At 45.5% G+C, this 26,109-nt stretch carries 26 protein-coding genes; 20 read left to right on the top strand and 6 right to left on the bottom strand.

Annotation, left to right across the window (positions count from 1 at the left end; genetic code table 11):
* The first annotated feature begins 90 nt into the window (after window positions 1-90).
* The 15 genes from AC2Q9J_RS10475 (at window position 91) to AC2Q9J_RS10405 (ending at window position 16,168) form a co-directional block, all read left to right on the top strand.
* Window positions 91-768, top strand: a complete 678-nt coding sequence (locus AC2Q9J_RS10475) for an SOS response-associated peptidase (RefSeq protein ID WP_499039659.1) — start codon at window positions 91-93, stop codon at window positions 766-768.
* Window positions 769-862: 94 nt separating this feature from the next.
* Complete coding sequence (locus tag AC2Q9J_RS10470) at window positions 863-1,333, top strand: GNAT family N-acetyltransferase (RefSeq protein ID WP_499039657.1); 471 nt, start codon at window positions 863-865, stop codon at window positions 1,331-1,333.
* Window positions 1,334-1,335: 2 nt separating this feature from the next.
* Window positions 1,336-2,940: a gamma-glutamyltransferase family protein gene (locus AC2Q9J_RS10465; RefSeq protein WP_499039655.1), complete on the top strand. Its 1,605-nt coding sequence runs from the start codon at window positions 1,336-1,338 to the stop codon at window positions 2,938-2,940.
* 30 nt (window positions 2,941-2,970) lie between these two features.
* Window positions 2,971-3,522: a chromate transporter gene (locus AC2Q9J_RS10460; protein WP_499039653.1), complete on the top strand. Its 552-nt coding sequence runs from the start codon at window positions 2,971-2,973 to the stop codon at window positions 3,520-3,522.
* Window positions 3,519-4,052, top strand: coding sequence for a chromate transporter (locus AC2Q9J_RS10455; RefSeq protein ID WP_499039651.1), 534 nt, complete (start codon window positions 3,519-3,521; stop codon window positions 4,050-4,052). Before AC2Q9J_RS10460 ends, AC2Q9J_RS10455 begins: the two co-directional genes overlap by 4 nt.
* A 428-nt stretch (window positions 4,053-4,480) precedes the next feature.
* Window positions 4,481-5,359: an Hsp33 family molecular chaperone HslO gene (hslO, locus tag AC2Q9J_RS10450; RefSeq protein ID WP_499039649.1), complete on the top strand. Its 879-nt coding sequence runs from the start codon at window positions 4,481-4,483 to the stop codon at window positions 5,357-5,359.
* 131 nt (window positions 5,360-5,490) lie between these two features.
* Window positions 5,491-6,093, top strand: coding sequence for an alpha/beta hydrolase (locus tag AC2Q9J_RS10445; protein ID WP_499039647.1), 603 nt, complete (start codon window positions 5,491-5,493; stop codon window positions 6,091-6,093).
* Between the two features lie 293 nt (window positions 6,094-6,386).
* The gene (locus AC2Q9J_RS10440) at window positions 6,387-7,352 is read left to right on the top strand and encodes a glutaminase (protein WP_499039645.1); all 966 of its coding nucleotides are present in this window, start codon (window positions 6,387-6,389) and stop codon (window positions 7,350-7,352) included.
* Between the two features lie 133 nt (window positions 7,353-7,485).
* Window positions 7,486-9,534 carry a catalase gene (locus AC2Q9J_RS10435; protein WP_499039643.1) on the top strand — a complete coding sequence of 683 codons (2,049 nt, stop codon included), beginning with the start codon at window positions 7,486-7,488 and terminating at the stop codon, window positions 9,532-9,534.
* A gap of 123 nt (window positions 9,535-9,657) precedes the next feature.
* On the top strand, window positions 9,658-10,770 hold the full coding sequence (locus AC2Q9J_RS10430) for a YsnF/AvaK domain-containing protein (RefSeq protein WP_499039642.1): 1,113 nt from the start codon (window positions 9,658-9,660) through the stop codon (window positions 10,768-10,770).
* Window positions 10,771-10,897: 127 nt separating this feature from the next.
* Window positions 10,898-11,224 carry a hypothetical protein gene (locus tag AC2Q9J_RS10425; protein WP_499039640.1) on the top strand — a complete coding sequence of 109 codons (327 nt, stop codon included), beginning with the start codon at window positions 10,898-10,900 and terminating at the stop codon, window positions 11,222-11,224.
* 83 nt (window positions 11,225-11,307) lie between these two features.
* Window positions 11,308-11,508: a YwbE family protein gene (locus AC2Q9J_RS10420; protein WP_499039638.1), complete on the top strand. Its 201-nt coding sequence runs from the start codon at window positions 11,308-11,310 to the stop codon at window positions 11,506-11,508.
* A 65-nt stretch (window positions 11,509-11,573) separates the two neighbouring features.
* Entirely contained in the window at window positions 11,574-12,530 is a 957-nt protein-coding gene (locus AC2Q9J_RS10415) for a general stress protein (RefSeq protein ID WP_499039636.1), read from the top strand.
* A 191-nt stretch (window positions 12,531-12,721) separates the two neighbouring features.
* Window positions 12,722-14,851, top strand: coding sequence for an ATP-dependent helicase (locus tag AC2Q9J_RS10410; RefSeq protein ID WP_499039634.1), 2,130 nt, complete (start codon window positions 12,722-12,724; stop codon window positions 14,849-14,851).
* A gap of 48 nt (window positions 14,852-14,899) precedes the next feature.
* Complete coding sequence (locus AC2Q9J_RS10405) at window positions 14,900-16,168, top strand: MDR family MFS transporter (RefSeq protein ID WP_499039632.1); 1,269 nt, start codon at window positions 14,900-14,902, stop codon at window positions 16,166-16,168.
* 77 nt (window positions 16,169-16,245) lie between these two features.
* Here AC2Q9J_RS10405 and AC2Q9J_RS10400 read toward each other — a convergent pair whose 3' ends face one another.
* On the bottom strand, window positions 16,246-16,557 hold the full coding sequence (locus AC2Q9J_RS10400; RefSeq protein WP_499039630.1) for a DUF3243 domain-containing protein: 312 nt from the start codon (window positions 16,555-16,557) through the stop codon (window positions 16,246-16,248).
* Window positions 16,558-16,719: 162 nt separating this feature from the next.
* On the opposite strand from AC2Q9J_RS10400, the gene AC2Q9J_RS10395 reads away from it, so the two are divergent.
* Window positions 16,720-17,592: a VLRF1 family aeRF1-type release factor gene (locus AC2Q9J_RS10395; RefSeq protein WP_499039628.1), complete on the top strand. Its 873-nt coding sequence runs from the start codon at window positions 16,720-16,722 to the stop codon at window positions 17,590-17,592.
* 148 nt (window positions 17,593-17,740) lie between these two features.
* On the opposite strand, the gene AC2Q9J_RS10390 is transcribed toward AC2Q9J_RS10395, so the two are convergent.
* Window positions 17,741-18,421, bottom strand: a complete 681-nt coding sequence (locus AC2Q9J_RS10390; RefSeq protein ID WP_499039626.1) for a hypothetical protein — start codon at window positions 18,419-18,421, stop codon at window positions 17,741-17,743.
* Between the two features lie 147 nt (window positions 18,422-18,568).
* On the opposite strand from AC2Q9J_RS10390, the gene AC2Q9J_RS10385 reads away from it, so the two are divergent.
* Window positions 18,569-18,931 carry a VOC family protein gene (locus AC2Q9J_RS10385; protein ID WP_499039624.1) on the top strand — a complete coding sequence of 121 codons (363 nt, stop codon included), beginning with the start codon at window positions 18,569-18,571 and terminating at the stop codon, window positions 18,929-18,931.
* A 95-nt stretch (window positions 18,932-19,026) separates the two neighbouring features.
* Here AC2Q9J_RS10385 and AC2Q9J_RS10380 read toward each other — a convergent pair whose 3' ends face one another.
* Both AC2Q9J_RS10380 and AC2Q9J_RS10375 read right to left on the bottom strand, forming a co-directional pair.
* Window positions 19,027-19,671 (bottom strand): hypothetical protein, encoded by a 645-nt coding sequence (locus AC2Q9J_RS10380; protein ID WP_499039623.1) that lies wholly within the window; start codon window positions 19,669-19,671, stop codon window positions 19,027-19,029.
* 1 nt (window position 19,672) lies between these two features.
* Entirely contained in the window at window positions 19,673-20,497 is an 825-nt protein-coding gene (locus AC2Q9J_RS10375; protein WP_499039621.1) for an ABC transporter ATP-binding protein, read from the bottom strand.
* 194 nt (window positions 20,498-20,691) lie between these two features.
* Between AC2Q9J_RS10375 and AC2Q9J_RS10370 the strand changes: the two genes are divergently transcribed.
* Both AC2Q9J_RS10370 and AC2Q9J_RS10365 read left to right on the top strand, forming a co-directional pair.
* Window positions 20,692-21,669, top strand: coding sequence for an ABC transporter substrate-binding protein (locus AC2Q9J_RS10370; RefSeq protein WP_499039619.1), 978 nt, complete (start codon window positions 20,692-20,694; stop codon window positions 21,667-21,669).
* Window positions 21,669-23,630, top strand: a complete 1,962-nt coding sequence (locus AC2Q9J_RS10365; RefSeq protein ID WP_499039617.1) for an iron ABC transporter permease — start codon at window positions 21,669-21,671, stop codon at window positions 23,628-23,630. The genes AC2Q9J_RS10370 and AC2Q9J_RS10365 overlap by 1 nt, the downstream gene beginning before the upstream one ends.
* 45 nt (window positions 23,631-23,675) lie before the next feature.
* Here AC2Q9J_RS10365 and hmpA read toward each other — a convergent pair whose 3' ends face one another.
* The gene (gene hmpA, locus AC2Q9J_RS10360; RefSeq protein WP_499039615.1) at window positions 23,676-24,854 is read right to left on the bottom strand and encodes an NO-inducible flavohemoprotein; all 1,179 of its coding nucleotides are present in this window, start codon (window positions 24,852-24,854) and stop codon (window positions 23,676-23,678) included.
* A gap of 240 nt (window positions 24,855-25,094) precedes the next feature.
* On the opposite strand from hmpA, the gene AC2Q9J_RS10355 reads away from it, so the two are divergent.
* The gene (locus AC2Q9J_RS10355) at window positions 25,095-25,532 is read left to right on the top strand and encodes an RrF2 family transcriptional regulator (protein WP_499039613.1); all 438 of its coding nucleotides are present in this window, start codon (window positions 25,095-25,097) and stop codon (window positions 25,530-25,532) included.
* Between the two features lie 31 nt (window positions 25,533-25,563).
* Here the strand turns inward: AC2Q9J_RS10355 and AC2Q9J_RS10350 are convergent, their stop codons facing one another.
* Window positions 25,564-25,989 (bottom strand): pyridoxamine 5'-phosphate oxidase family protein, encoded by a 426-nt coding sequence (locus AC2Q9J_RS10350; protein WP_499039611.1) that lies wholly within the window; start codon window positions 25,987-25,989, stop codon window positions 25,564-25,566.
* Window positions 25,990-26,109 lie beyond the last annotated feature (120 nt).

Genomic DNA, 26,109 nt, shown 5'->3' with positions numbered 1-26,109 from the left:
GTCTATTGATAGGCGCTTAAACCCTTCAGGTACAGGGATTTGTCAATTTGTCAGAAAACAAGATACAATAATGGCGAAAGGGTGAGAATCATGTGCGGAAGATTTGCATTATATGCAGATTACAAGGTTATACTGGAACGTTTTGATATCGAACAGGCATCGTTTGATGAAGATGAATATGAACCAAGTTATAATATTGCACCCTCCCAGCAAATTGCGGCAGTTGTCAGCGACGGAAATAAAAACCGCTTGGGCAAACTGAAGTGGGGGCTAATTCCACCATGGGCAAAAGATGCGAAGATAGGATATAAGATGATTAATGCAAGGGCGGAAACTGCAGCAGAAAAGCCGAGTTACCGCAATGCTTTTAAGAAAAAACGATGCCTTATTATTGCCGATTCTTTTTATGAATGGAGAAAAGAAGAAACAGGCAAGACGCCTATGCTGATTAAGATGAAGTCAGATGAACCTTTTGCATTCGCCGGCCTTTGGGAATCTTGGCAATCTCCCGAAGGAGAGCCTATCCATACCTGTTCGATTTTGACTACCAAACCGAATGATGTGATGGCATCAATCCATGATCGCATGCCGGTCATTTTATCCAAGGAAGCGGAAAAAATCTGGCTGGACCCCAATGTTCAGGACATTGAATTGCTGGAAAGTGTACTGAAGCCATATGATGATGGGGAATTGGAAGCCTATCAGGTGTCGGAAGAAGTGAATTCGCCTAAGAATAATAAAGCGGAGCTCATCCGCAAAATAGGTTGAACCCTTCGAGCGGACAAAACGATTGAGAGAGGGAAAGGAATATGCCCTCTCTCCATTTTTTTGAATTATGCTACTATTAAAGAGGTGACAGTAATTGATTCGTGAAGTAAATCACCGCAATGAATATACAGCTAAGTCAATCCAGCGAATTCAGCGTCCCGCTTATCTGGTGGAAGCGGATTTAATGGGGTTCAGAGGGATTCCGCAGCTGAATGAATCCATCTTGGAAATTCAGAATAGCGGGGAGACTTTTTGGGGTTATATCGAACAAGACCGGCTAATGGGTTTCATTTCTTACAAAGAAGAAGGCAATATAATAGATATCCATCGCCTGGTAGTGGATCCAAAGCAATTTCGAAGAGGAATCGGAAGACAACTTTTGGGGTCTTTGATGAATAAATTTGAAGGACTGGAATTCATCGTCAGCACCGGGAAGATGAATAAACCGGCAAAAAATCTTTATACCAGTTTCGGCTTCATTGAGACAGAGGATTTTGAAGTTGCGCCGGGCATTTTCTGTACAACTCTTAAAAAACGAAATTCAAACATAGAACTGGAGGAATAATTGTGGATTATCTGAATCATCCGTTTGCATCCAAAAGGCATACCGTATTTTCGAAAAAAGGAATGGTGGCCACTTCTCAGCCGCTGGCAGCCCAAGCAGGATTGGAGATTATGCAAAAAGGCGGCAATGCGATTGACGCGGCCATTGCGGCAGCTGCGGCATTGACGGTTGTGGAACCGACTTCAAATGGCATAGGTGGGGACGCGTTTGCGCTGGTATGGGTAAAAGATAAACTCCACGGCCTGAACAGTTCAGGACCTGCGCCTAAAAGCATTTCTGCAGAAGCAGTAAAAGCGATGGGCCATAAAAAGATGCCTGTGCATGGAGTGGTGCCGATTACGGTTCCGGGAGTCCCTGCAGCTTGGGCGGAATTATCACAGAAGTTCGGCAAAATCTCGCTCGCGGAAACATTGAAACCGGCAATCCGTTATGCAGAAGACGGTTATCCGCTGACACCGATTCTCGGGAAGTATTGGAAAGCTGCTTATACGAGTTTCAAGAAAAACTTCACTTCGGAAGAATATCAGGCATGGTTCGATACATTTGCGCCTGGCGGCAAAATTCCTGCAATTGGTGAGATGTGGTCGTCGCCGGGTCATGCATCTACGTTAAAAGAAATAGGAGAAACTGATGCACGTTCTTTTTATGAAGGAGCGATTGCTGAAAAAATCGATACATATATGAAACAGCATGGCGGCTTTTTGACGAAAGAGGATCTCGCAGCCTATCAGCCTGAATGGGTTGAACCGATTTCCGCACATTATAAAGGCTACGATGTTTGGGAGATTCCACCGAATGGACAAGGCATGGTTGCATTGATGGCTTTGAATATCTTTAAAAAAATGAAGGAGCCAAAGTGGCAATCAGCTGAAACGATGCATGAGCAAATCGAATCGATGAAACTGGCGTTTACGGACGGCAAAGCATTTATCACTGAACCTGAAGCTATGCCGGTCAGCGCCGAACATCTGTTATCCGAAGAATATGCGGAAACACGCAGTCAGACAATTGGTGAAACGGCATCAGATCCCGAACCTTACGAATTGCCGAAAGGCGGCACGGTGTATTTGGCTGCGGCGGATGAAGAAGGCAATATGATTTCGTATATCCAAAGCAATTATATGGGCTTCGGTTCCGGCATCGTGATTCCGGGAACAGGCATCGGCATGCAAAATCGAGGAGCAGATTTTTCATTGGATGAGAGCCATCCGAATGTTTTGAAGGGCGGCAAAAAGACGTTCCATACAATCATTCCCGGTTTCCTGACAAAAGACGGCAAAGCGGTCGGACCTTTTGGCGTTATGGGCGGATATATGCAGCCACAGGGACATTTCCAGGTTGTGACGAACACCATCGATTACTTGTTGAATCCGCAGGCCGCACTCGATGCGCCTCGCTGGCAATGGATGGAAGGCAAAATTGTTTTGGTTGAACCGGAATTTCCGAATTATTTGGCTCAGGCTTTAGCCAGAAAAGGGCATACAATTCAAGTTGCGGCAGATGGCGGCAGTTTCGGACGTGGCCAGATTATCTGGCGCAATCCGGAAACCGGTGTTTTAGCAGGAGGAACGGAATCACGGACAGACGGCGCCATTGCAGTTTGGTAGAAGTAATATAAAGAAAGGAGGGTCTTGTTTGTGAGTAAGAATGCCGATCTGTTCGCTGCTTTTTTTCGTGTAGGTATGTTGGGTTTCGGCGGAGGCCCTTCAGCTATTCCATTATTCGAACAGGAAGCTGTAAAAAAATATAAATGGATGACCAGTGATGAATTCGGAGATACCCTGGCTTTGGCAAATACGATGCCGGGGCCGCTTGCTACAAAAATGGCTGGATATATCGGTTATCGTGTAAACGGCATTTGGGGCTGTCTTGTATCTTTGTTTGCTTCTGTTGTGCCGACAGTGATTCTGATGATCGTCCTTTTAGGAGTCTTGCAGCAATACAAAGATGTGGCATGGGTTGATGGCATGTCAGAGGCTGTTGTGCCGGTGGTGGGTGTAATGCTTGCAATTCTTACACTGGATTTTCTGAAGAAATCAAAAGATTCCCTCGGCTGGCTGCGAGCCGTAATTTATACGGTCGTTTCCATAATACTGATGGAAGTGCTTGGCATCCATCCGGCAATTCTCATTATTGTAATCCTTGTGCTGGTATTTCTCCCTTTGAAGAAGGCTGGTGAGCCGAAATGATTTATTGGCAAATATTTATGGCCTTCTTTATTCCAGGGATATTGGGATACGGCGGCGGCCCTGCTTCGATTCCATTGGTGGAAAAAGAAGTGGTGGACCGTTATGGCTGGATGACTACACAGGAATTTGGAGAGGTATTGGCGCTGGGCAATGCGCTTCCCGGACCCGTTGCGACCAAAATGGCCGGTTATATCGGTTATACGGAAGGCGGCATTCTCGGATCGGCAGTTGCGCTTTTCGCTTCGGTCGCGCCTTCATTGATTTTGATGATTGCCCTGATGGTGACCCTGCTGAAATACAAGGATTCACCTAAAGTGAAGAATATCACCAAGATGATACGACCCGTTATAGCGGTGCTGCTTGGAGCCATGGCACTTCAATTCTTTATGACCTCTTATGATACTTCCGGCAGCATCCAGACGATTGTGCTGGTTGTCATCAGTTATTGGCTGCTGGAAATCCGGAAAATGCATCCGGCTTATGTAATTCTGATGGCGCTTGCTTACGGCGCGCTGACAGGTTTCTTTTAAAGTGAAGCCATCCGCAATGTGCGGATGGCTTTTTGTGCGCTTTTCTTTGTCCAGACTCCAGCGACCCAGCTCTTCGGGTCATAAGCCAGCCCAGCTGCGTGGACAAGGCCACTACGCTGTTCCGTCTTATGCCTTTCAGAGCTTAACGGGCGCTCTCGCTTTTCTAGTGTCCAGACTCCAGCGGCCCAGCCCCTCGAGTCGCTTCGGTCTTGCCAACAATGGCAAAGAACGCCATTACCGGCAAGCCCTCCAGCGCTTGTCGGGGCTAAACGGGTGCCGTCGCTTTTCTTGCAAGCAGATTTATTTACTTTTATTTGCAGAGGTTTTAATCTATATGAAGCAAAACTTTACGCTTGTATTGTTAAATGAATCAACATAGTGTCCGGTGCAGTAAGAGAGCAGGATACTTTAGATGAGAGGGAGAAAAAATGGGAGATTATCTAATTAAAGCCCTGGCCTTCGATGGCCAGGTTCGCGCATATGCAGCAAAAACGACAGAAACGGTAAGTGAAGCACAGCGACGTCATTATACATGGCCAACCGCCTCGGCAGCACTTGGCCGCTCGATGACAGCAAGTGTCATGATGGGCGCCATGATGAAAGGCGAAGAAAAATTGACGATCAGCATCAACGGCGGCGGTCCAATCGGAAACATTCTGGTTGATGCCAACGCTAAAGGCGAAGTGAGAGGCTATGTATCCAAACCACAGACTCATTTCGACTTGAATGAAATCGGCAAACTCGACGTACGCCGGGCAGTCGGAACAGAAGGAACGTTATCTGTTTCCAAAGACATCGGATTGCTTCAGCCGTTCATCGGCCAGGTGCCGATCGTGTCTGGTGAAATCGGTGAAGACTTTACGCATTATATCGTTACATCCGAGCAGGTGCCTTCATCGGTTGGGGTAGGTGTCATCGTCAATCCGGACAATACGATTTTGGCTTCAGGCGGCTTTATCATTCAATTGATGCCGGGAACTTCCGAGGATATTATTGTGAAGATAGAAGAGCGGTTGTCTGCGATACCGACAATTTCGAAAATGATCAGTGAAGGAATGACGCCGGAAGATATTCTTCATGAAGTTCTTGGAAAAGAGAACGTGAAGATACTGGATGAAATGCCGGTCACATTCACTTGCCAATGTTCACGTGAACGGATAACGAATGCCATCACCAGCCTTGGTTCTGAAGAAATTGTTGATATGATCGAAACAGATGGCCAAGCAGAAGCGGAATGCCATTTCTGCAATGAAAAATATCATTTCTCCAAAGAAAATCTGGAAAACCTTTTGGAACAAGCGAAGTAATGAAAAGGCCACTCGCAAAAAAAAAGCGAGTGGTTTTTTCTTAAGGTTAATATCTTGAATTCGAGATAAGTTTCATTTACCCTTAAGGTGGGAACTTATTAAAAGACGAAATCGTACGGGAGGTAATTAGTATGAAACACATCTTTAAAGCCGGCACCAATCCGGAAAAACCGGTACTGCTGCTGTTGCACGGAACAGGTGGCACTGAAAATGATTTGCTGCCGCTTGCTGCACATATTGACCCGGAGGCATCTGTATTAAGTGTACGGGGAAATGTCTCGGAAAACGGCATGCCAAGATTTTTCAAACGGCTGTCTGAAGGCGTTTTTGATATGGAGGATTTGAAACTCCGTACAGAAGAGCTTTATCAATTCATCGCGGATTCCGCCGAACAATATGGTTTTGACCGCTCGAACGTCGTGGCGGTCGGCTACTCGAACGGAGCGAATATCGCTGCTAACCTGCTGTTCACTTATGATGACGCATTGAAAGCGGCGGTTCTCCATCATCCAATGGTGCCGAACCGGGAGACGGAATTGCCTGCGTTAAACGGAACGCCTGTCTTCATCGCTGCTGGAACAAATGATCCAATCTGCCCGGCCCAGGAATCAGAAGATCTTAAGAAACTGTTGCAGGATGCAGGCGCAGATGTAGAGCTCCACTGGGAAAACCAAGGCCATCAGCTGACGATGCCCGAAGTCGAAGCGGCCAAAGTTTGGTACAGCAAAATTTAGGGAAACTATCCCCCTGCAGGGTGCAGGGGGATTTTTTTGTCTAGTCTCCAGCGCCTAGCTCTTCGGGATATAAGTTAAACCAGCTGCGTGGCAAAGAGCGCCACTTCGCTGGTTCGCCTTATACCTGTCAGAGCTGAACAGGCACTTCCGCTTTTCGAGACTGCGTGGCCAAGGCCACTACGCTGGTCTGTCTTATGCCTTTCAGAACTTAACGGGCGCTTACGCTTTTCTTTAGCATTTCAGCCCATTTTCAGGCACAATGAAACCACAGTAGAAAATAGAGGAGGGATCGTGTGCAAACAAATCCAAAAATACAACAGCAACTACAAAAATGGGTTGAAGAAAACAGAGGGCACGTGATACTCGGTACGACAGCCCAGTATATACCGGAACTCGGCAAGGCCGATCCGAGTAAACTGGGTATTTGTATGCTCGACGAAGAAGGAAACTATTATTGCGCAGGAGACACTGACATCGAATTTACACTGCAAAGCATTTCGAAAGCTTTGACGTTTATTGCGTTAAGCTGCCATTATGGTTTGGATTTTGTATTGGAACGTGTCGACGTCGAACCGACAGGAGAGGCTTTCAACTCAATCATCCCTTTTGAAATCCATCGTCCGAACAAACCTTTTAATCCCTTTATCAACGCGGGAGCCATCACTATTTCCGCTTTGCTGCCGGGCCAGACAAGCCAGAAGAAATATGAATACCTGCTGCATTTTCTTGAAGAACTGGTCGGACATCCGCTTGATATGGATCGGGAGGTTTACGATTCTGAATGGAAAGCGTCACATCGTAACCGTGCTTTAGCCTATTATCTAAAGGAAGCGAAGTTCCTTGAAATCGAAGTGGAAGAAGCGCTGGATATTTACATCCGCCAATGCTCCATCAAAGTCTCCACGAAAGACCTCGCATTAATCGGACTGATCATAGCTTATGACGGCTACAATCCGATTACCAAAGTTAAGCATTTCTCCGATGAAATTGCACAAGTAGCCAAAGTTCTCATGGTGACCTGTGGGATGTACAATTCTTCAGGGAATTTTGCGGCGCATGTCGGCATACCGGCTAAAAGTGGCGTGTCCGGCGGCATCATGGCTGCTGTTCCGCCCAAATTGCATTCCCAGACTTATGAATTCCGTGCCGGCGCGGGAATCGGCGTTTACGGACCGGCAATCGATGTCCAAGGGAACAGTGCTGCTGGCACAATGATGCTTCGCCAAATCTCAAAAGAATGGGATTTGAGTATATTTTAATGAAATCCACGGGTCTGAAATAGGCCCGTGGATATTTTTTATTCATAATTAACTGATATTTCTGTTAAATTCGTTTTTCTTTATAGTAATCAGGGTATTTTAAAAGAACAACTAAAACAAAAGGAGAGGGAAAATGAAGAAAAATCCTGCGGTTAATGAAAACTCGAAAAACAGGCAGTTGGAAGAGTTCAGGACTGATGACTCAGGAAAGGATTTAACAACGAACCAAGGCTTAAAAGTGTCGGATGATGAACATTCCTTAAAAGCGGGTGTAAGAGGCCCCACTTTGATGGAAGATTTTCATTTCCGCGAAAAGATGACGCATTTTGACCATGAGCGTATTCCGGAAAGGGTTGTTCATGCCAGAGGGTATGCAGCTCATGGTGAATTCGAAGTGTATGAATCCCAATCTCATTTGACCAAAGCGAAATTTTTATCTGAAAAAGGTAAGAAAACACCGGTGTTTGTCCGATTTTCCACTGTTGCCGGAATGCGTGGTTCAGCTGAAACTGTACGTGACGCCCGTGGATTTGCGACTAAATTCTATACCGAAGAAGGAAATTATGATTTAGTGGCTAATAATATTCCTGTATTCTTCATCCAGGATGCCATCAAATTTCCCGACCTCGTCCATTCCATTAAACCAGAGCCGCACAACGAGATGCCGCAAGCTTCTGGAGCCCATGATACTTTTTGGGATTTTGTAGCGAATAATCAGGAGTCTGCTCATATGGTGATGTGGCTCATGTCAGACAGAGCGGTTCCGAGAAGTTTTAGGATGATGGACGGTTTTGGTGTGCATGCATTCCGTTTTGTAAATGAGGAAGGCAAATCACATTTTGTTAAATTCAATTGGAAATCGACTCTTGGTGTGCATTCGCTTGTTTGGGATGAAGCCCAAAAAATCGCAGGTAAAGATCCTGATTTCAACCGCAGAGACCTATTTGAAGCGATTGAAAATGGCGATTACCCCGAATTTGAACTTGGCGTACAAATTGTAGCGGAAGAAGACGAGCATAAATTCGATTTCGATCTTTTGGATGCTACGAAAATTTGGCCGCAGGAGGAAATTCCGATTCAAGTGATTGGAAAAATGACGCTGAATCGAAATGTCGATAATGTATTTGCTGAGACTGAGCAGGTCGCATTTCATCCGGGACACGTGGTGCCAGGAATCGATTTTTCAAATGATCCATTACTGCAGGGAAGATTATTTTCCTATACCGATACTCAATTGATCCGTCTCGGGGGACCAAATTTCCATGAACTTCCGATAAACCGGCCGGTATGCCCTTTCCATAATAATCAGAGGGACGGCTATAACCGTATGACGATCAATAAAGGACAAGTTTCATATCACAATAATTCCCTCGCAAATAATACGCCTTCGCCGGTCAGCGAAAGGGACGGAGGATTCAGCCATTACCAGGAAAAAGTGGAAGGTCGCAAAGTCCGTGCCCGGAGTGAAAGCTTCGATGATCATTTTACACAGGCGGCATTGTTCTGGAACAGCATGTCAGAGCCGGAAAAGAAACATATTATTGAAGCATTCAGCTTCGAACTTGGAAAATGTAAAGAAGTATCCATCCGCAAACAAGTCGTTGACATGTTCGCAAATGCCGATTTAAAAATGAGCCAGCAGATCGCTAAAAACATAGGAGTGGAAGCTCCGCTGGGCGGAGCTTTCCTGCCGGAGAAAACTTCACCGGCACTGAGCCAGGAAAACACCATTAAAACACCGATGACCAGAAAAGTGGGAATTTTGCTGGCTCCGGATTTCAATGACACGGATTTGAAACATGTGCTGGATTCATTTAAGGAAAAAGGCGTTCAGCATGAAATCATCAGTGAAATGCAAGGGTTGTTGAAAGGGGCAAATGGAACTGAAATGAAAGTAGATCAAACTTTCTCGACGACTGATCCTGTTCTATATGACGCTATTTACGCGGTTGGCGGCCCTGTTATCGGCAAGAAGTTCGCAAAAGAAGGAGCGCGTTACATCGCTGAAGCATTTGATCATTATAAACCAATTGGTGCCACTCACGAAGGGCAGAAATGGCTGCATAACGCAGAAATGAGGAAGGAACCGGGCGTAGTGGCGACAGATGACATGGAAGAATTCACGGATGAATTTTTAGGAGCAATTCGAGAACACAGGCATTGGAAACGAAATGTAGGATGAATCTACCGGAAATGAGTCGAAAGTATTATTGAAGTCTGAAGAGGTTTCAGGATGAGCTGTGCGGGTACATCTAACAGTAGATACATCTTATCAGCAGAAACATAAAAATTGGAGGAATAAAAAATGGCCAACAATAAATTTATGGGTACTTTCGACACGGAATCAGAAGTTCTTCAAAAAATCGAAGAATTGAAAGCAACAGGATCGAGAGAAGAAGATATGTATGTAATGGCGCGTGACAAAGACCAGATTTCAATGGTCCGCGGACGTACAGACGTCGATTACAAATCATCGGAAGGCAATTGGATGGATAAGTTCATGGGCTTCTTGTCTGGAGATGATTCTACTCGCGAAGCATTCTCAGGAATGGGTCTCGACAAAGACGAGTCAGACCGTTATTACAATGAAGTTCAAAACGGCAAAATCCTCTTGTTTGTCGACCGTGAATTTGGTGCAAACTATGAAGGAAAAGCGCCATACGATAATCAGGCTTACGGCAGAACTGGAACTGGAACAGAATCTGATGTTACAGATTCAAGATCTCCAGGCTATGTTGAATCAGGGACAGTCGCACGTGATGGTTTGACTGTAGATACCAATGATGAAAATGATGTTTATTACAATAAAAGAGACGGTGCGCTTGGTGAAGGCGAATCGATGGACCGCAAAGTTAGAGATGATGAAACTGCTGGTGTTGGACACGACAGTGGTACAGGCTTCGGCCTTGGCTCTCCTACAACAGGAACAAACCTTTCGGATACGGATCGTGACTTAGACCGTGACCGTACAGATAATGACAGAACTTTGGGCAGAGATCATACAGAAGAAGAAAAGCTTCGTCTGCACGAAGAACGTCTGCATGTTGACAAAGAACAAGTGAAAACCGGAGAAGTGAATGTTGGCAAGCACGTCGTTGAGGAAGAACGTTCAGTCGATGTTCCGGTTGAACGCGAAGAGGTTTATGTAGAACGCCGTCCAGTGGACGAAAAATCAACGGATCCGAGTGATAAAGGCTTTAACGAAAACGAAAATATCAATATTCCAGTATCAGAGGAACGAGTCAATGTCACTAAAAATGATGTAGTCAGCGAAGAAATCGTTGTCGGAAAACGTAAAGTCGAAGACACTGAGACAGTCCGTGACACTGTTCGCCGTGAAGAAGCTGACATTGATGAAGATGTTAACTTGACTGATGAAGAAAGAAGACGTGATCGCGACAAACGTGACCGCTTCTAATATTTAGCACCTACAAAAAAAGACGGAGACTCTCCGTCTTTTTCTTTTAGCCTTCAATTATTTGGAGTGGGATGAAAATAATGGTTTCAGCGGTTTTTTAATTTCAACAGGTTTGGAGGAATGGAAGATGACGGATAAAAAAAGTAATAACGACTGGCAGGAAAAGGAATTTAACTCAGATGCCAACAATCCGGAGGCGGCGGACATGGGACAATCGGGACAACGAAGGGAAAATGTCCGGAAAACCGATTCTGTCATGAATGATCTTGCGAGCATTGATGTTTCTGATGAAGGCCTTCCGGCAAACGATCAGGCGGAATCGGATGTGCCTCCTGCAGACCCGGCAATCAATGATGTGCCGGACGCTGACCGAAGCATGTCCGATTCTACCGAGCATCTGTCTCAAAACGCCGCAGACCGTACGCGCCGAAATGATGACAATGATCAAAAATGAAAATTCAGGAGGCGGGAAATTCCCGCCTTTTTTAATTATCCCGATTAAAGAGTATGATAGAGATAAGAAAGGCGTGATTATTTATGGACGGTAAGAAAAGAAGCGATATCAAACCAGGAATGGCGGTAAATGTGATTCTGAAACAAGACCAGCGGAGCGGCAAGAAAACCAGCGGAGTCGTCAAAGATCTTTTAACCAACTCAGCGACACATCCTCATGGCATCAAAGTTCGCTTGGAAGACGGCCAGGTTGGTCGTGTCTGTGAGATCTTAGAGACGAAATAGCAGCGAGTTTGCAGGTTTTTGGCTCGGGGTAAAAAAGAGTAGCCCTATAGAGTGGAGTGGAAAAGATGGATCATCATTTCATAGAGAGCTACCAAGACGAACGGGAAGTGCTCCGCAGAATCGAAGAGCTGAAAGCATTGGGATATGCTGAATCCGATATGTATGTGCTTGCGCGGTCGAGTGAACAATTAACGAAAATACGTACACGTACCGATATCGGACATCATGCTGCAGAAGGAAAAGGCATGGGACGTTTTGGCATGTTGATCAGTAGCAGGTATGTCTTTTCTTGTATAAATGAGGATGATGTAAAGTCTATGGAAATAGCTGATCTCTATCGACATCTCTCAGAAGGGGAGCTCTTGTTTTTCTTCAATAAAACCAATAGGGAAGACCCGGAACAGTTTCTGACTGACAGCAATACTCCTGCTGCGCGTTATTTATTTGATGAAAATGAAGAAGAACGAATAAGCATCGACAGCCAGCATTATGAAACACTGAATGATATTCTGCTTCAAGGAGTGGTGACTTTGAATAAGCACTTTATTGAGACGTATGAAACCGAAGATGAGCTTATGGGTCAGGTTGAAAACCTGAAGGATGAAGGTTATTCTGAAAGCGACATGTATATTATGGCTAAAAAAGATGGTCAATTATCAATGGTTAAAGGGCGGACAAATATTGATGCCCATGCCGAACAGGGAAACTGGATGGACCGATTCACCTCTTTTCTGACTGACAATAACCAAATGGAAATGGCTTTTGAAAATATGCAGCTTTCTGAACACGAAGCGGAAACCTATCACAAAGAAGTGGAAGACGGCAAATTGCTGTTATACGTGAATAAAGATTACGAAGCCCGTTTCGAAGAAGTCGGAGGCGATTCATTCAAATTGGGTGAAAAAGAAAAAACGGAACTGCAGAACAGGAAAAAGCAAACGCACAATGCATCACCAGCGGCTGCCGAGCAAGAAGAAAAGGTGGAATTGGATGATCAGCATTATGCGGGTGAAAAAGACTAAGTTCTGAACCGAAAAGCAAATCGAATAGGTAATTGAAGGAGAATAGCGTAAGAGGATCCGGTCAGTGGGATCCTTTTTTTGTATGGATTCAAGTGTCTGGCTTTTTACGACATAAGCCGGAGTTGAACAGGCACTATCGTTTTTTCTTTGTGGTAGAATAGCAGTATTGAAAAAATTCGGAGGCACAAAATATGACTGATTTTTTTGAACGGAAAAAGCAGCAGCTTGGCGTAGAATTGAATAAGATTCAGCGGAAAGCGGTGGAGCGGACAGAGGGGCCGCTCCTTCTGCTTGCCTGTCCGGGATCAGGAAAGACCACAACGATGATCATGCGCACGGGTTATCTGATTGAAGAGAAAAACATTGCTCCTCACCGGATCAAGGCGATCACGTTCAGCAAAGCGTCCGCAAATGATATGCGCGAGCGATTCAAGCGCTTTTTTCCAGAACTTGCACCAGTGGATTTTTCAACCATCCACAGTCTTGCATTCCGTATAACCAGGGAATATCTGGCGGATTCCAGCTATATGATGATTGAAGGCAATGAAACAAATGGACTCCATAAGAAGCGCTTGCTGAAGGAAATGTATCAAACGGAGAATGATGAACCGGCGACAGAAGATCAATTGGAAGAGCTCATGTCTTTCATCAGTTTTGTCAAAAACAAGATGCTTCCAAGAGAACGGTGGTCGGCTTTGAAGGAGCCTTTTACCGGCGCAGCAGAAATTTTAAGAACCTATGAAGCGTTCAAGGAAAACCATGATACCCGCCTTGTCGATTTTGATGACATGCTGACATTGGCCAACGAAGCGCTGGAAAAAGACGCAGCGATCTTGTCCAAATACCAGAAAAAATGGGATTACGTCATGACCGATGAAAGCCAGGATACTTCGCTGGTCCAGCATTCGATTGTTGAAAAGCTGGTTGCGCGGCACCAGAACCTTTGTGTCGTCGCGGATGATGACCAGTCGATTTACACTTGGCGGGCTGCGGAACCGACGTATCTGCTGAAATTTAAAGATGTTTATCCCAATGCGTACATTATGAAAATGGAACGGAATTACCGGTCTTCCGGAACTATCGTCAATGCGTCGAACCTCTTCATCAAAGCCAATAAAAAGCGGCATGACAAAAACATGTTCACGAAACAAGAGGAAGGGCCGCCAATTCTGGTGAAACGGCTGTCTTCTGAAGAAGACCAGCTGAAATATCTGATGAAGCAGCTCACTCAACTGGACCAATACGGCGATGTGGCGATTCTTTACCGTAATAATTCATCTTCCACTCTTTTAATGAGTGAACTTGACCGTCTTGGCATTCCTTTTTATATGAAAGATGCGGACAATCGCTTTTTCTCCCACTGGATTGTGGAAGATATGCTTAATTTCATGCGTTTCAGCCTGAAACCGGAACGAGTCGATATCTATTCGAAGATTGCTTCCAAGACGAACGCCTATTGGTCTGGCAGCCAATTGCGCTTTCTGAGCCGCATGAAACCGGGAAGCACGCATGCACTGGATGAAATTCCGAGAAGCGTCACGATGAAGGATTACCAGCTGAAAATAGTCGCCGAACAGAAAAAATGGTTTGAAGCCATGCGTACGATGAAACCTTTAAAAGTCATCCGTACGATACGGGCGGATCTCGGCTACGACCAGATGCTTGCAAGCCGGGCTGAAAAATTCGGTATGCGGCTGAATTACCTTTCCCAAATCCTTGTCACACTCGAACAAATTGCGGAGCCGCTTTCTTCAATGGTGGAATTTGCGAAACGATTGAAGGAATTGGAGGCGGTGACCCAGCAAGCGAAAGTTGAAAAAACCGATGACATGTTGACTTTGTCCACTTTCCACAGTGCCAAAGGCCTCGAATTTGAACGGGTCTATATGATTGATCTGGTGGAAGGAGTCATCCCGACAGAAGAAGATGCGGAAAAACCCAATACGCTGGAAGAAGCCCGCCGTCTTTTTTACGTCGGCATGACGCGCGCTAAAAAACAGCTGGAATTGATCAGCTATGGCAGCGGATCCCGTTTTATTGATGAAGTAAATGATATTATTCTGCCTGAAAAAGTAGTGCGGGCGCCGAAACGGGCGATCGCGTCTACGCCGGTAAAAGTGAAAGTTCCCGATAATCCGAACGCTGTCGGCGACCAGGAATCTCTGGTCGAGGGGGCGACAGTGCGCCATCGTGTGTTTGGTGTCGGTGAAATAGTGGAGCGGGACCACGAACGGATTTCAATCCAGTTTGCAAAAGAAAGAAAGGACCTGATGATCGATATTTGTCTCAGCTATAAGTTGTTGGAGTTGATAAACGGATAATACTGGCACATCGGGGCGTTCAAGGGTATAGAACGCGGGGAAATGAAGATGAAAATCAAAGATTGGAACAGAAGTTTAAAAGTGCGCCTTGTAGGCGAGTTTTTCATGAATACAAGTTATTGGATGGTTTTCCCGTTCCTTGCAATCTATTTTGCTGAGGAATTCGGAAAGGGGATGGCGGGCTTGCTGCTCGTCATTTCACAGGTCTTTTCAGTAGCAGCGAATCTGGTGGGGGGGTATCTTGCGGACCGGTATGGCAGAAGGCGAATGCTGATCATCGCGTCAATTGGGCAGGGCTTTGCGTTCCTGCTCTTCGCTTTCGCCAACTCACCATGGCTGGAATCACCGGAAATCGGATTTATCGCCTTTACAATTGCCGGAATGGGCGGGTCCTTGTACTGGCCAGCGAGCCAGGCGATGATAGCTGACGTTATTCCGGAAAAATACCGGAGCGATGTGTTTGCGATTTTTTATACCACATTGAATATTGCTGTTGTCGTAGGACCGCTGATTGGCGCCGTACTGTTCTTTTCCTATCGTTTTGAATTATTGCTTGTCGTTGCGGTTATTTCATTGCTGCTCGGCTTGGTTCTTCGGTTGTTTACAGACGAGACCTTATCACAAAAAATGGTGGATAAATGGGCGACAGAAGAAGCGACCGGCTGGGTCGGTGCGGTATCCAAACAATTCAAGGAATACGGCATTATTTTCAAAGACCGGGTATTCCTGCTGTTTGTTATTGCCGGCGTGCTGGGGGCTCAAACCTTCATGCAGCTGGATTTGCTGATTCCCGTTTACCTGAAGGAAACAATCGACAGCCAGGCCATCGCTTCATTTTTCAGTATAGATTGGAAAGTCACTGGAGAAACTTCCTTCGGCATCCTGTTGGCTGAAAACGGATTGCTGGTTGCTTTACTAACAGTGTTCATCACGCGTTGGATGACACGATATCCCGAGAAATGGGTATTTTTCACTTCCGCAATATTATATGGTGTAGCCATGTTATTATTCCCGGTTACTTCTATTTTTTGGGTGTTTGTTATTGCCATGGGGATTTTCACACTCGCGGAATTGATGGTGGTCGGCATTCAGCAAAGCTTTATCTCGAAACTGGCGCCGGAAGATATGCGCGGACAGTATTTTGCCGCTGCCAGTATGCGCTATACAATTGGCCGGATGATCGCCCCAATTGCGATTCCAATGACGGCCTGGTTCGGGTTCAATTGGACATTCGGAATACTGGGCATAGTTGCTATGCTCAGCGGGGTCGTTTATCTCGTGATGTTCCGAGCCTTTGAAAAACGCACTGCTGCATAGTGGAATCAATAAGAAGATTTTCAATACAAAAAGGGCATCGGATAAGTTTCCGATGCCCTTTTTCATTGAGAAAGTGATTAACCTTCTTTTTGCACCATGCGCAATAGCATATGAGCTAACATGTGCTTCTCTTCTTTTTCGCCGACTTTCCATAGTTCTTGAAGAAGATGTTCTTCACGGTTTTTCGGCTCTTCATTTTTAGCAAGGTAATCCGCAACTTTTTCAGTAATTTGTGCAAGGCGCTCTTCACTCAAGCCCATTTTTTCACCGATCTCAACTTTATCGTTTAAATATTGTTTGAACTGATTAAAATTCGCAAGGATGTCTTCCTTCTTTTCATCATCAAAATTCTTCAGTTTTTCATCAACTTTTTTATTTACGTTTTCCATTCTATAACACGCTCCTTTTAATTTTTGTTGCTAGTCTCTGTTTACCACGTTGCAAAAAAGATAAACTTTTGGATAATTTTAAATTTAAAAAAAGGTCAGTTTAAAACAGAAGTGTTCGGGTATTCAGGTAAGAAGTAAGGAAATAGGGAGGATGATGAATGCATGACATTATACGATGAAATCCAGGAGTTAAAGAACTTCAAATGTGAAGACCGCTGTGTTTTAAGTGTTTACTTGAATACGAATCCTGCAGATTTAAACGCGCAAAATGGAGCATGGCGAATTCATCTGAAGAATGGCCTTAAGCGAATCGAAGAATATCTGGAAGCTTCAAACGATGAAAACGAAATTAAAAGCTATAAGTCGTTGAAGAAAAAAGTGGAAAGAGAAATAAATGATAACCAGGACGACCTCCAAAAGGGTGTCGTTATTTTTGCATCTCCGCATAAAGATCTTTGGTCTGTCCATTATGTTCAAGTACCGGTGAAAACCAATTTCCACTGGGAGACGGAACCTGTATTGGATCAATTGAGATATATGTATAAGGCTTATCCATATGCCGGAGTCGTCTTGCCGAGTCTTAAAGGCATCCGGATTCTCGATACCTCTATGGGAATCATCAACGAGGAAATTTTTTATGAATTTGATTCAGGGCTTGAAGTATGGACTGAACAAAAAGGAGTTCGAAGCTCAAGCCGTGTTCAAGGGCGTGCCGCAGGACAAGGGGCAGGTTCAGTCGGCGGCGGTGCAGCCGGAGGAAATAGCCCTGTCATTGGCGGCAGCGGCGGAGGCAGTCCGGTAGATGAATTGGACCATCGCTTAAAAGAAAACCTCGAACGCTTCTATAAGGATATGGGAAGTAAAATCGAGAAACTGAAAAAAGAACGCAAATGGGAAGGGGTCCACGTCGTTGGAGATCCTGAGCATGCAAAATCGTTCTCCAAATCCTTATCGAAAAAACCGGAGAGCTGTGTCTATAAAAACTTGATGAACAGTTCCCCAGGCAACATACTGCACGAAGTATTTGAAAAATAAACGTAAAGCCTCAGCGGATGCTGAGGCTTTTTTTATGGATTCATTGAGAATCGCTGATAAACAACGAAAAATCGCTGATAAATCATCGAAAATCGCTGATAAACCATAAAAAATCGGCGATAAAAGTGACAATCAAAAAATTCATCCGCTATTTCAGCAGGGGACAGAATGTGCACGTGTCAAAATGCGGCAGTTCCTTGTAAAGGCAACAAGTTTTTCTCAAAGGGCGGGATACGGCTTGTCCAAGTGAAGCGTCTCCGAGCAGCCGGGCTAACTGTGTTTTCCGCATAGGGGACCAGTTCTCGGCATCCATAAGCCAATCCAGATCCGCCGCCGCGCGTCTCGGGTCGCGTTGTTCCATATTGGCATAAAACCAGATGACAGAACCTAAAATGTTATCCCATAGAATAAGGGGAGATATTTTTACGTGGCTGCGGAACTCTTCAATCAGCCTTGCTGTTTGTTCATGCAATATGTAGTGAAAAGCGGAAAATCTTTCAGTCGCATCGATTCTTTTAAAATGTGCAGAAGAGACATGGGTCTCGAGTAAATTGAAGCCGTAATTATGTACTCGGTTAAAAGTCAGATCCTCACCGCCATATTCGAAATAGCCATTGTGGTAGGTGAGCATGTGGAATTGTGCTGAAACGAATAGAGCGTATTGCCTGAAGAAATAAGAAACAGCGACACCACTGTTCTCTGAACCGCTCCAGCTTTTCAACTCTTCAATGCGCATTCCGATATCACGTGAAAGAGGATTCGCCGGCATCCGGTCAACCGCAACCGACTGAGATGCCAGCGTTATTTTTAATTGGTTGGGAAATTCCATGCAGCCGCACTCCTTTTTTCTTATTATGCTACTGAAAGCTGCGTATAAATGCAAAGTGATAAGCGGGGATTATAAAGGTCGATAGAAAACTGCTTATTTCATTTCAATCGCCTGTTGGGTAATCTAATGAAGAAAGAGGTGGGAGAAATGGAATTTTCTATTGGCAAAATTGATCACATTCAAGTAGCAGCGCCAAAAGGGGGCGAAGCAGAAGCAATCGCTTTTTACAGCGGGCTGCTGGGCATGGAGGAAATCGAAAAACCCGAACCGCTGAGAGCAAGGGGCGGAGTCTGGTTTGGATTTGATGAATTTCAATTGCATGTCGGAATTGAAGAACCGTTTAATCCGGCGAAAAAAGCACATCCTGCTTTCAAGGTTTCCGGCTACGATAGTTTGCGGAGCCATTTGGAAGAGAAAAACATCACTGTCACTGTCGATGACACCATCCCGGGAGTCGAGCGGTTTTTCGTATCCGATCCATTCGGAAACCGACTTGAATTTTTGAAATAATTTCTATGTGTGTTCTAAGCCTTGCTGTGTTCACTCGACAGACTTCCAAGCAGCAAGCCATCAAAAAACGCTCCGCGGCAATCGCCGCGGAGCGTTTATTTTTGCAGGGGACAGTAAGGGCATTTATCGGTTTCAGGCAATTCTTTATACAAGCAGCAGGTAATCCGCTTATACTCGGCTTTCGCTTCTTCAAAACTGCGGCCGCCTAAAAACTGGCGGAAAAAGGATCTTTTCATTTCCGGCTGCCAGAGTTCATCCGTCATCAAGGCGGCAACGTCATCTTCCGCCTGTTTGCTGTCGAGCATGCCGTACATCCAGATCATATAACCCCAAAGATTTTCCCACAGAATGATTTTTGATACATGGCCAGTTTTGCTGAATGAACCGACCACCGGAAATGCAAATGTCTTCAATACGGCTTCAAGATCGCCTTCGCGTCGTTCACGGATAAAGCGTTCATCGACTGTAAAACTGATATTGCCTTCCGTATTTTCCAGGTGGATTTCATCCAGCGGACCATCCCACATTTTATCGTGTGCCAATAAATAGAATTGTGCAGTAATGAAAAAACCGAAGCGCCTCATGAAGACGGATGTCGCTACGGCTTCAGTTGGTGCTCCGGTTGCGTGAACGATTTCTTTCATAAGCTCCGGATGGCGGGCTGCCATAGCTTCACTTAGATCCATGAAACCATGTGCGCCAGTTCGGACTTTTACCTGAAAAAGCTCAAGTTCTTCCATATTAGGACCCCAGCGCTTCACGAATCTCAGGAACGATGCAGCGTCCTCTCCCAAATGGAACGCAATGCGGTGTTCCGAAAAGCGGATCTTTTGAGACCTGGCATTCCATTCCGAAAACGGAACGGACCAAATCACAGCTGATGACATTTTCAGGTGTTCCCTGGCCGAATACTTCACCGTCTTTGATGGCGATGATGTTATGGGCGTAGCGTGATGCAAGATTCAGATCATGCAGCACCATGATGATTGTGCGTCCATGCATTTCATTTAATTCGAATAAAAGATCCAAGATCTCTATTTGATGGGTCATATCCAAAAATGTGGTTGGTTCATCAAGGAGTATAACGTCGGTGTCCTGTGCAAGTGTCATCGCAATCCATGCGCGCTGGCGCTGGCCGCCAGATAGTTCATCCACCGGTTTGTCACGAAATTCATCGACACGCGTAGCTTTCATCGCAGCTTCCACTTTTTCGGTGTCTTCTTCCGTCCAGCGTTTCAGCCATGATTGGTGTGGATAACGTCCTTGCTTGACCAAATCGTGTACAGTCAATCCTTCCGGTGAAACCGGCGATTGGGGAAGGATCCCCATTTTCTTCGCGACTTCCCGTGAAGACATCTTATGAACTTCTTTGCCTTCAAGCAAAATCGAACCTTCCTGCGGTTTCAGCAATCGGGCAATCGAGCGTAAAAGAGTCGATTTGCCGCAGCCGTTGCTTCCCACAAAAACAGAAATTTCGCCTTTAGGTATAGAAAGGTTCAAGTTTTCAAAAAGAAGTTTATCGTTGTATCCGATTGATAGGTCATTGGTTTTGACAGCCATAGTCATCGTTCAATTCCTCCACATCTTTAGCCATAAATCTAACTGATAGAATTTCTCAATACATATACTATATCATAAATTAATGATAAGTGAGAACGATTTTCACTATAAACTTGAGTTTTTCCTTTACAAATGTGACAGGAAGTCCTAAAATAAGGACGTCTTGAGAATCGTTATCAAATAACCTTGGAGGTTACATCATGAAAAAATGGACTTTATTTTTACTTGCAGCAATTATGCTTGTCCTGTCGGCATGTTCGTCGGGAGAAGAAGATACAGCAACTGAAACAGAAAGCGGAGGCGAACCCGTTACGATTCAAGGAACAAACGGTGAAGTGACGTTGGATGAACCTGCTGAAAAAGTGGTGGTTCTTGAATGGACATACGCTGAAGATTTATTGGCCGTAGGCGTGCAGCCTGCAGGTATGGCTGATATTGAATCATATGGTGATTACGTAAATATCGAACCGCAATTGGATGATACAGTTATCGATGTTGGCGGACGCCAGGAACCGAACCTTGAAGCTATTGCAGAGATCGACCCGGATCTGATTATCGGAGTCGACTTCCGCCATACTGCGATGCTTGAAGAATTGGAACGCATCGCGCCAACTGTCATTTTCAATCCGTATCCGGAAGATGAAAGCATCGATCTTTATCAGGAAATGGAAACGACATTCCTTGAAATTGCCAAAGCCGTGGACAAAACGGAAGAGGCCGATCAGGTTCTTGCAGATCTTGAAGAAAAATATGAGGAAAGTGCGGCTGAAATCGAAGCTGCCAATCTTGAAACCAATGACGTCATTTTGACGCTTGCTTATTCAGGTCCTCAGGCGCCGGAGATTCGTGTATTCACACCGAATTCCATGGCTTCCATCATTCTTGACCGCATTGGTTTGAATAATGTTCACGAACCGGATCAATTCGAGGTTTTCGGTTCTAGCACATTCAACGTGGAAGGATTGGTTCAGTACGAAGATGCCAATTACCTCTACACTGTTCCGGATGAAGACAATATCTACGAAAACCAGCTTGCCGGAAATGCCGTATGGGAAAATTTGAATTTCGTCCAGGAAGGCCGCACATATGATTTGGGGCCGGACACGTGGTTATACGGCGGTCCTTTATCTGCTGAAACATTGATGAACCAAATTACAGATGTGATGGTGAATAATTAATGCAAGGCAAACTGAAAGCGAAGTCCTTTGTCTCTTTGACAGGGGGCTTTTTCCTGCTTTTCGCGTTATCTGTCATCCATTTGACTCAGGGTCAGGCGGATTATTCCATTTCAGATTTGCTGTCAGGTGTTTGGACTGAAGGAAGAATTCAGGATATTGTCGTCAGTCTCCGCTTGCCGCGGCTGGCAGTCGGCATTATAGCCGGTGGTGCGCTGGCGGTATCCGGTGCAGTTTTGCAAACGCTGACGAATAATCCGCTTGCATCTCCAGGCACACTCGGCATAAACGCCGGCGCATTCTTTTTTGTTGTGCTCAGCACAATCTTTTTCCCTGGTTTCGTCGGCGGCTTTCCATTTGCGACAGCTTTAGTGGGTGCCGTCGTATCTTCGTTGCTGGTCATCGGACTTGCCGGCAAACAAATGGATCCTGTGCGTGTGGCATTGACGGGAATGATCATTTCCCTGCTTTTCGCATCCATGACCGGCACGATGCAATTGCTTTTTGAAAATGAAACCAATGGGCTCTTCTTATGGGGTTCCGGTACCTTGGTGCAATTGAACTGGGGAGGCGTGCAATTTGCAGCGCCTGTGATACTGGTTACATTTGCTGCTGTCCTGCTGCTCGCCAAGCCCATGGATATTTTGTCGCTGGGTGAAGATATTGCTTCTTCACTCGGTCAAAATGTCCGCCTGGTAAAACTGGCGGCATGGGGAACGGCTATCGTTTTAGCGGCAACAACTGTAAGTGTCGTCGGGCCAATCGGATTCATCGGATTGATGGCACCGCATATTGTTCGCATGATGGGCATCCGCGGGCATCTTCAAATACTGATTCACTCGTTCCTGTGGGGCAGTGTCATGCTCATCGGTGCGGATGTTCTTGGCCGCCTGATCCAGCCCGGCCAAGAGGTGCCAGCTGGTGCAATGACAGCATTGATCGGCGGTCCGTGGTTATTGTATCTGGCATGGAAAACGGCCAGGTCCATGAAACGCGGTGAACGTCAGATGGGCGGCACCACCAAACCGGTACGTTTGAAAATGCTGGTGCCCATTCTTATGGGTACGATTGTCATCGTCACCACTTTGGCTTTAAGTTTCAACGGCAGTGCCTGGAACTTTGACTGGCTATCGCCGGTTGTGTGGGAATTCCGGGTGCCGCGTGTATTGACTGCCTTCATCGTTGGCGTCATGCTGGCAATTACCGGTGTGATCCTGCAAGGGGTATTAAGAAACCCGCTTGCGGATGCCAGCGTACTCGGCGTAACATCAATGGGTGGAGCAGGTGCGATGCTCTTATTGGTCGTATTTCCGGCAATTCCTCCGGCGTTCCTTCCGCTCGGCGCAACACTAGGGGCATCGCTTGCGCTCGGCATCATATTGCTGACGGCCTGGAAAAACAATTTCCAGCCGATGCTTGTCGCTTTGATGGGAATCGCCATTTCTGCATTCGGTTCCGCAGCTACACAAATTCTCGTTGTCAAAGCGAAGCTTGCGGTTGCAAGCGCGTTAGTGTGGCTGTCCGGCAGCACATACGCCAAAGGCTGGGACGATGTGCAATTCGCACTGATCCTGTTCGCATTATTTATCTGGCCGGCTGTCTACATTACGCGCAGCCTGGATACATTGACCTTCGGAGATGATGTCGCGGCAGGACTCGGTTTGAATATCCGTTCAACCCGCGTTTGGGCGCTTGTCGTTGGTGTTGCAATATCCACCGCCGCAGTTTCGATTGTCGGAACAATCGGCTTTATCGGACTGGTGGCGCCGCATATTGCGCGGCGTCTGGTTGGTTTCCGCCATTTGCCGCTGATGCTGTCTTCCGGTCTGATCGGAGGGCTGCTGCTCGTGACGGCGGATTTCATCGGCCGTACACTGATTGCGCCAAATGATATTCCAAGCGGATTGATCGTCGCTTTAATCGGGACACCGTATCTATTATATTTATTGAAGAAAATGAAATAGCAAAAAGGCCTGCCAAGTCGGCAGGCCTTTTATTATGGAATTATTTTATTTTTGTAGAGCCACTGCCGGTCCAAAGAATTCGAAATGGATCTGCTCATCAGTCATGCCAAGTGAGCGCAATTCGTTGATCATGCTTTCCATGAATGGAACAGGGCCGCAGACGTAAACTTCTCCTGTAACATCGACCATTTCCGCGAGCACTTCACGAGTGATGAACCCTTCTGGCTGGTCAGAGTAAAGTGTTTTGTATTTAGCGTTGTCCATAGTATCCACGTATTTTTGGATATCTTTATCAAATGCATGGAAGCTTTCATTTCGGGCAGCGTGAAGGAAAGCTGTCGGACGGTCAGGCGTCATTGTTGCGACAGTTTCAAACATGCTCATCATCGGTGTGATGCCGACTCCGCCGCTGACAAATGCAACTGGCGATTTTTTCGCTGCATCCAGAACGAATTCTCCTGCTGGCGCGCTTACTTCAATAACATCCCCAACATTCACTTCGTCATGCAGGTAAACGGATACCCGTCCATTTGGATCGTTGTCACTTTCGCGTTTGACAGAAATGCGGAACTCATCCGGTTTTGCAGCCTGAGAAAGGCTGTATTGGCGGTTGAACAAATATTGTTCGCCCGGAATAGTCAAACGAACGGAAATGTATTGGCCTGGTTCGTAAGTCGGAACGTTCGATCCGTCTGCAGGTTTCAAATAGAAAGAAGTGATGTTGTCGCTTTCTTTTTCTTTTCTCGCTACAGTGAAGTTTTTAAAGAATTTCCAGCCATTTTCCTGGCTTTCCATTTTTTCATACATTCCTTGTTCTACGCCGATAAACGCATCGGCGATTACGCCGTATGCTTCAGCCCACGCATTGATGATTTCGTCGGTTGCGGCATCTCCCAAAACTTCCTTGATCGCTTTAAGCAAGTATTCGCCGACAATCGGATAATGCTCTGGTCTGATGCCGAGGCTGACGTGTTTATTTGCAATTTGGACTACTGCTGGAAGAATCGCTTCCAGGTTATCGATATGCACTGCTGCCGCATAGACTGTGTTTGCCAAAGCTGCCTGTTGGCGGCCTTTTTTCTGGTTGGCATGGTTAAAAATGTTTAATAATTCCGGGTGTGCTTCAAACATATTTTTGTAGAATACGGTTGTAATAGCGGTGCCGTGTTCTTCCAATACAGGGACAGTGGATTTGATGATTGTTTTAGTTTCTTGTGATAACATCTCAATCTCTCCTTTTGTTTTCTATAATTTGACTATAAACCCAAAGGGAGATTAAAGATATATTAAAAATACTTCTTTAATATTTTAGACACATTTGCCTTCACAGAAACGACACATGAAAAAAGCCCGGCATCGCCGAGTATCTATAAAGGCAACTAATATTTAATATTCCTTCAGAACCAATTACTTTCTTGAACTTTACACAGTGGGTATAATAAATGTGCAGGGAAGGTGAAAATAATGAGGCTAACAATGTATACCGATTTCTCATTGCGTGTATTGATTTACCTTGGTACGAAAGAACAGGATAAATTGACGACGATTCAGGAAATTTCGGACGCTTACAATATATCGAAAAACCATTTGATGAAAGTGACTTTTGAGCTTGGAAAAGCCGGCTTTATCCAAACCGTCAGAGGACGGGGAGGCGGCATTCGATTAGCAGACCTTCCTCAGAACATCAATGTCGGGACAGTTGTACGCAAAATGGAAGACGACTTCCATATCGTTGAATGTTTTGACAGGGAACACAACCGTTGCCCGATTGCGCCAGTCTGCGGACTTCGCGGAGTCTTGGGCAAAGCGCTCCACGCGTATTTGGCGGTCCTCGATGAATATACACTGGAAGATCTCTTGTTCAATAGAGAAGGACTGCGGGAAATTCTGCAGCCCATATAAAAAGCGGCTCAAAGATATGAGCCGCTTTTTCTTATTGAAGTTCGATATTCTGCGGCTCTTCCCCTTTTTTATTCATCAGGCGCATTCTCGTCGGTTTAATGGCGATGATTAATAAGTTGGGATCATCCGGACCGCTGAACCAGCCGGAAAGATGTTCATTCCACAATTTTTCTAAAATACTGCGGTCGTCATGCTCGGACATTTCTCCCTCAATTTCCAGAAATGTGTCGCCGACACCTTCGCCCTCGTAACCGAGAAGGACGTGTGCGTTGGGGTTCTGTTCGAGTTCGTCGACCTTTTGCGTTTTTTTGCTGGTTGCGGTGTACAATGTGAATTCATCATTAAAAAAAGTCATATACCGGGAATGCGGTTTGTTTTCGGTGATTGTCGCAAGCACTCCTACATAACTGTCGTTCAAAATCTTCAAAGCGGCTTCTCTCAACTCTTGCTGATTCATGAAATCACTCCTTTTAAACTCCCTATTCCTTTTTAAACTTCAAATAAACATAAAAAAGATCCGTTATTGCAACGGATCTTTTGCTTTTAAAAGTTGTGCATGGACTTTTCCTGAAAATAA

The organism is Planococcus sp. RAB007_Raresut (assembly GCF_057369535.1).
The sequence above is the reverse complement of the archived record's forward strand: the minus strand, read 5'-3'. Positions and strand labels throughout refer to the sequence as shown.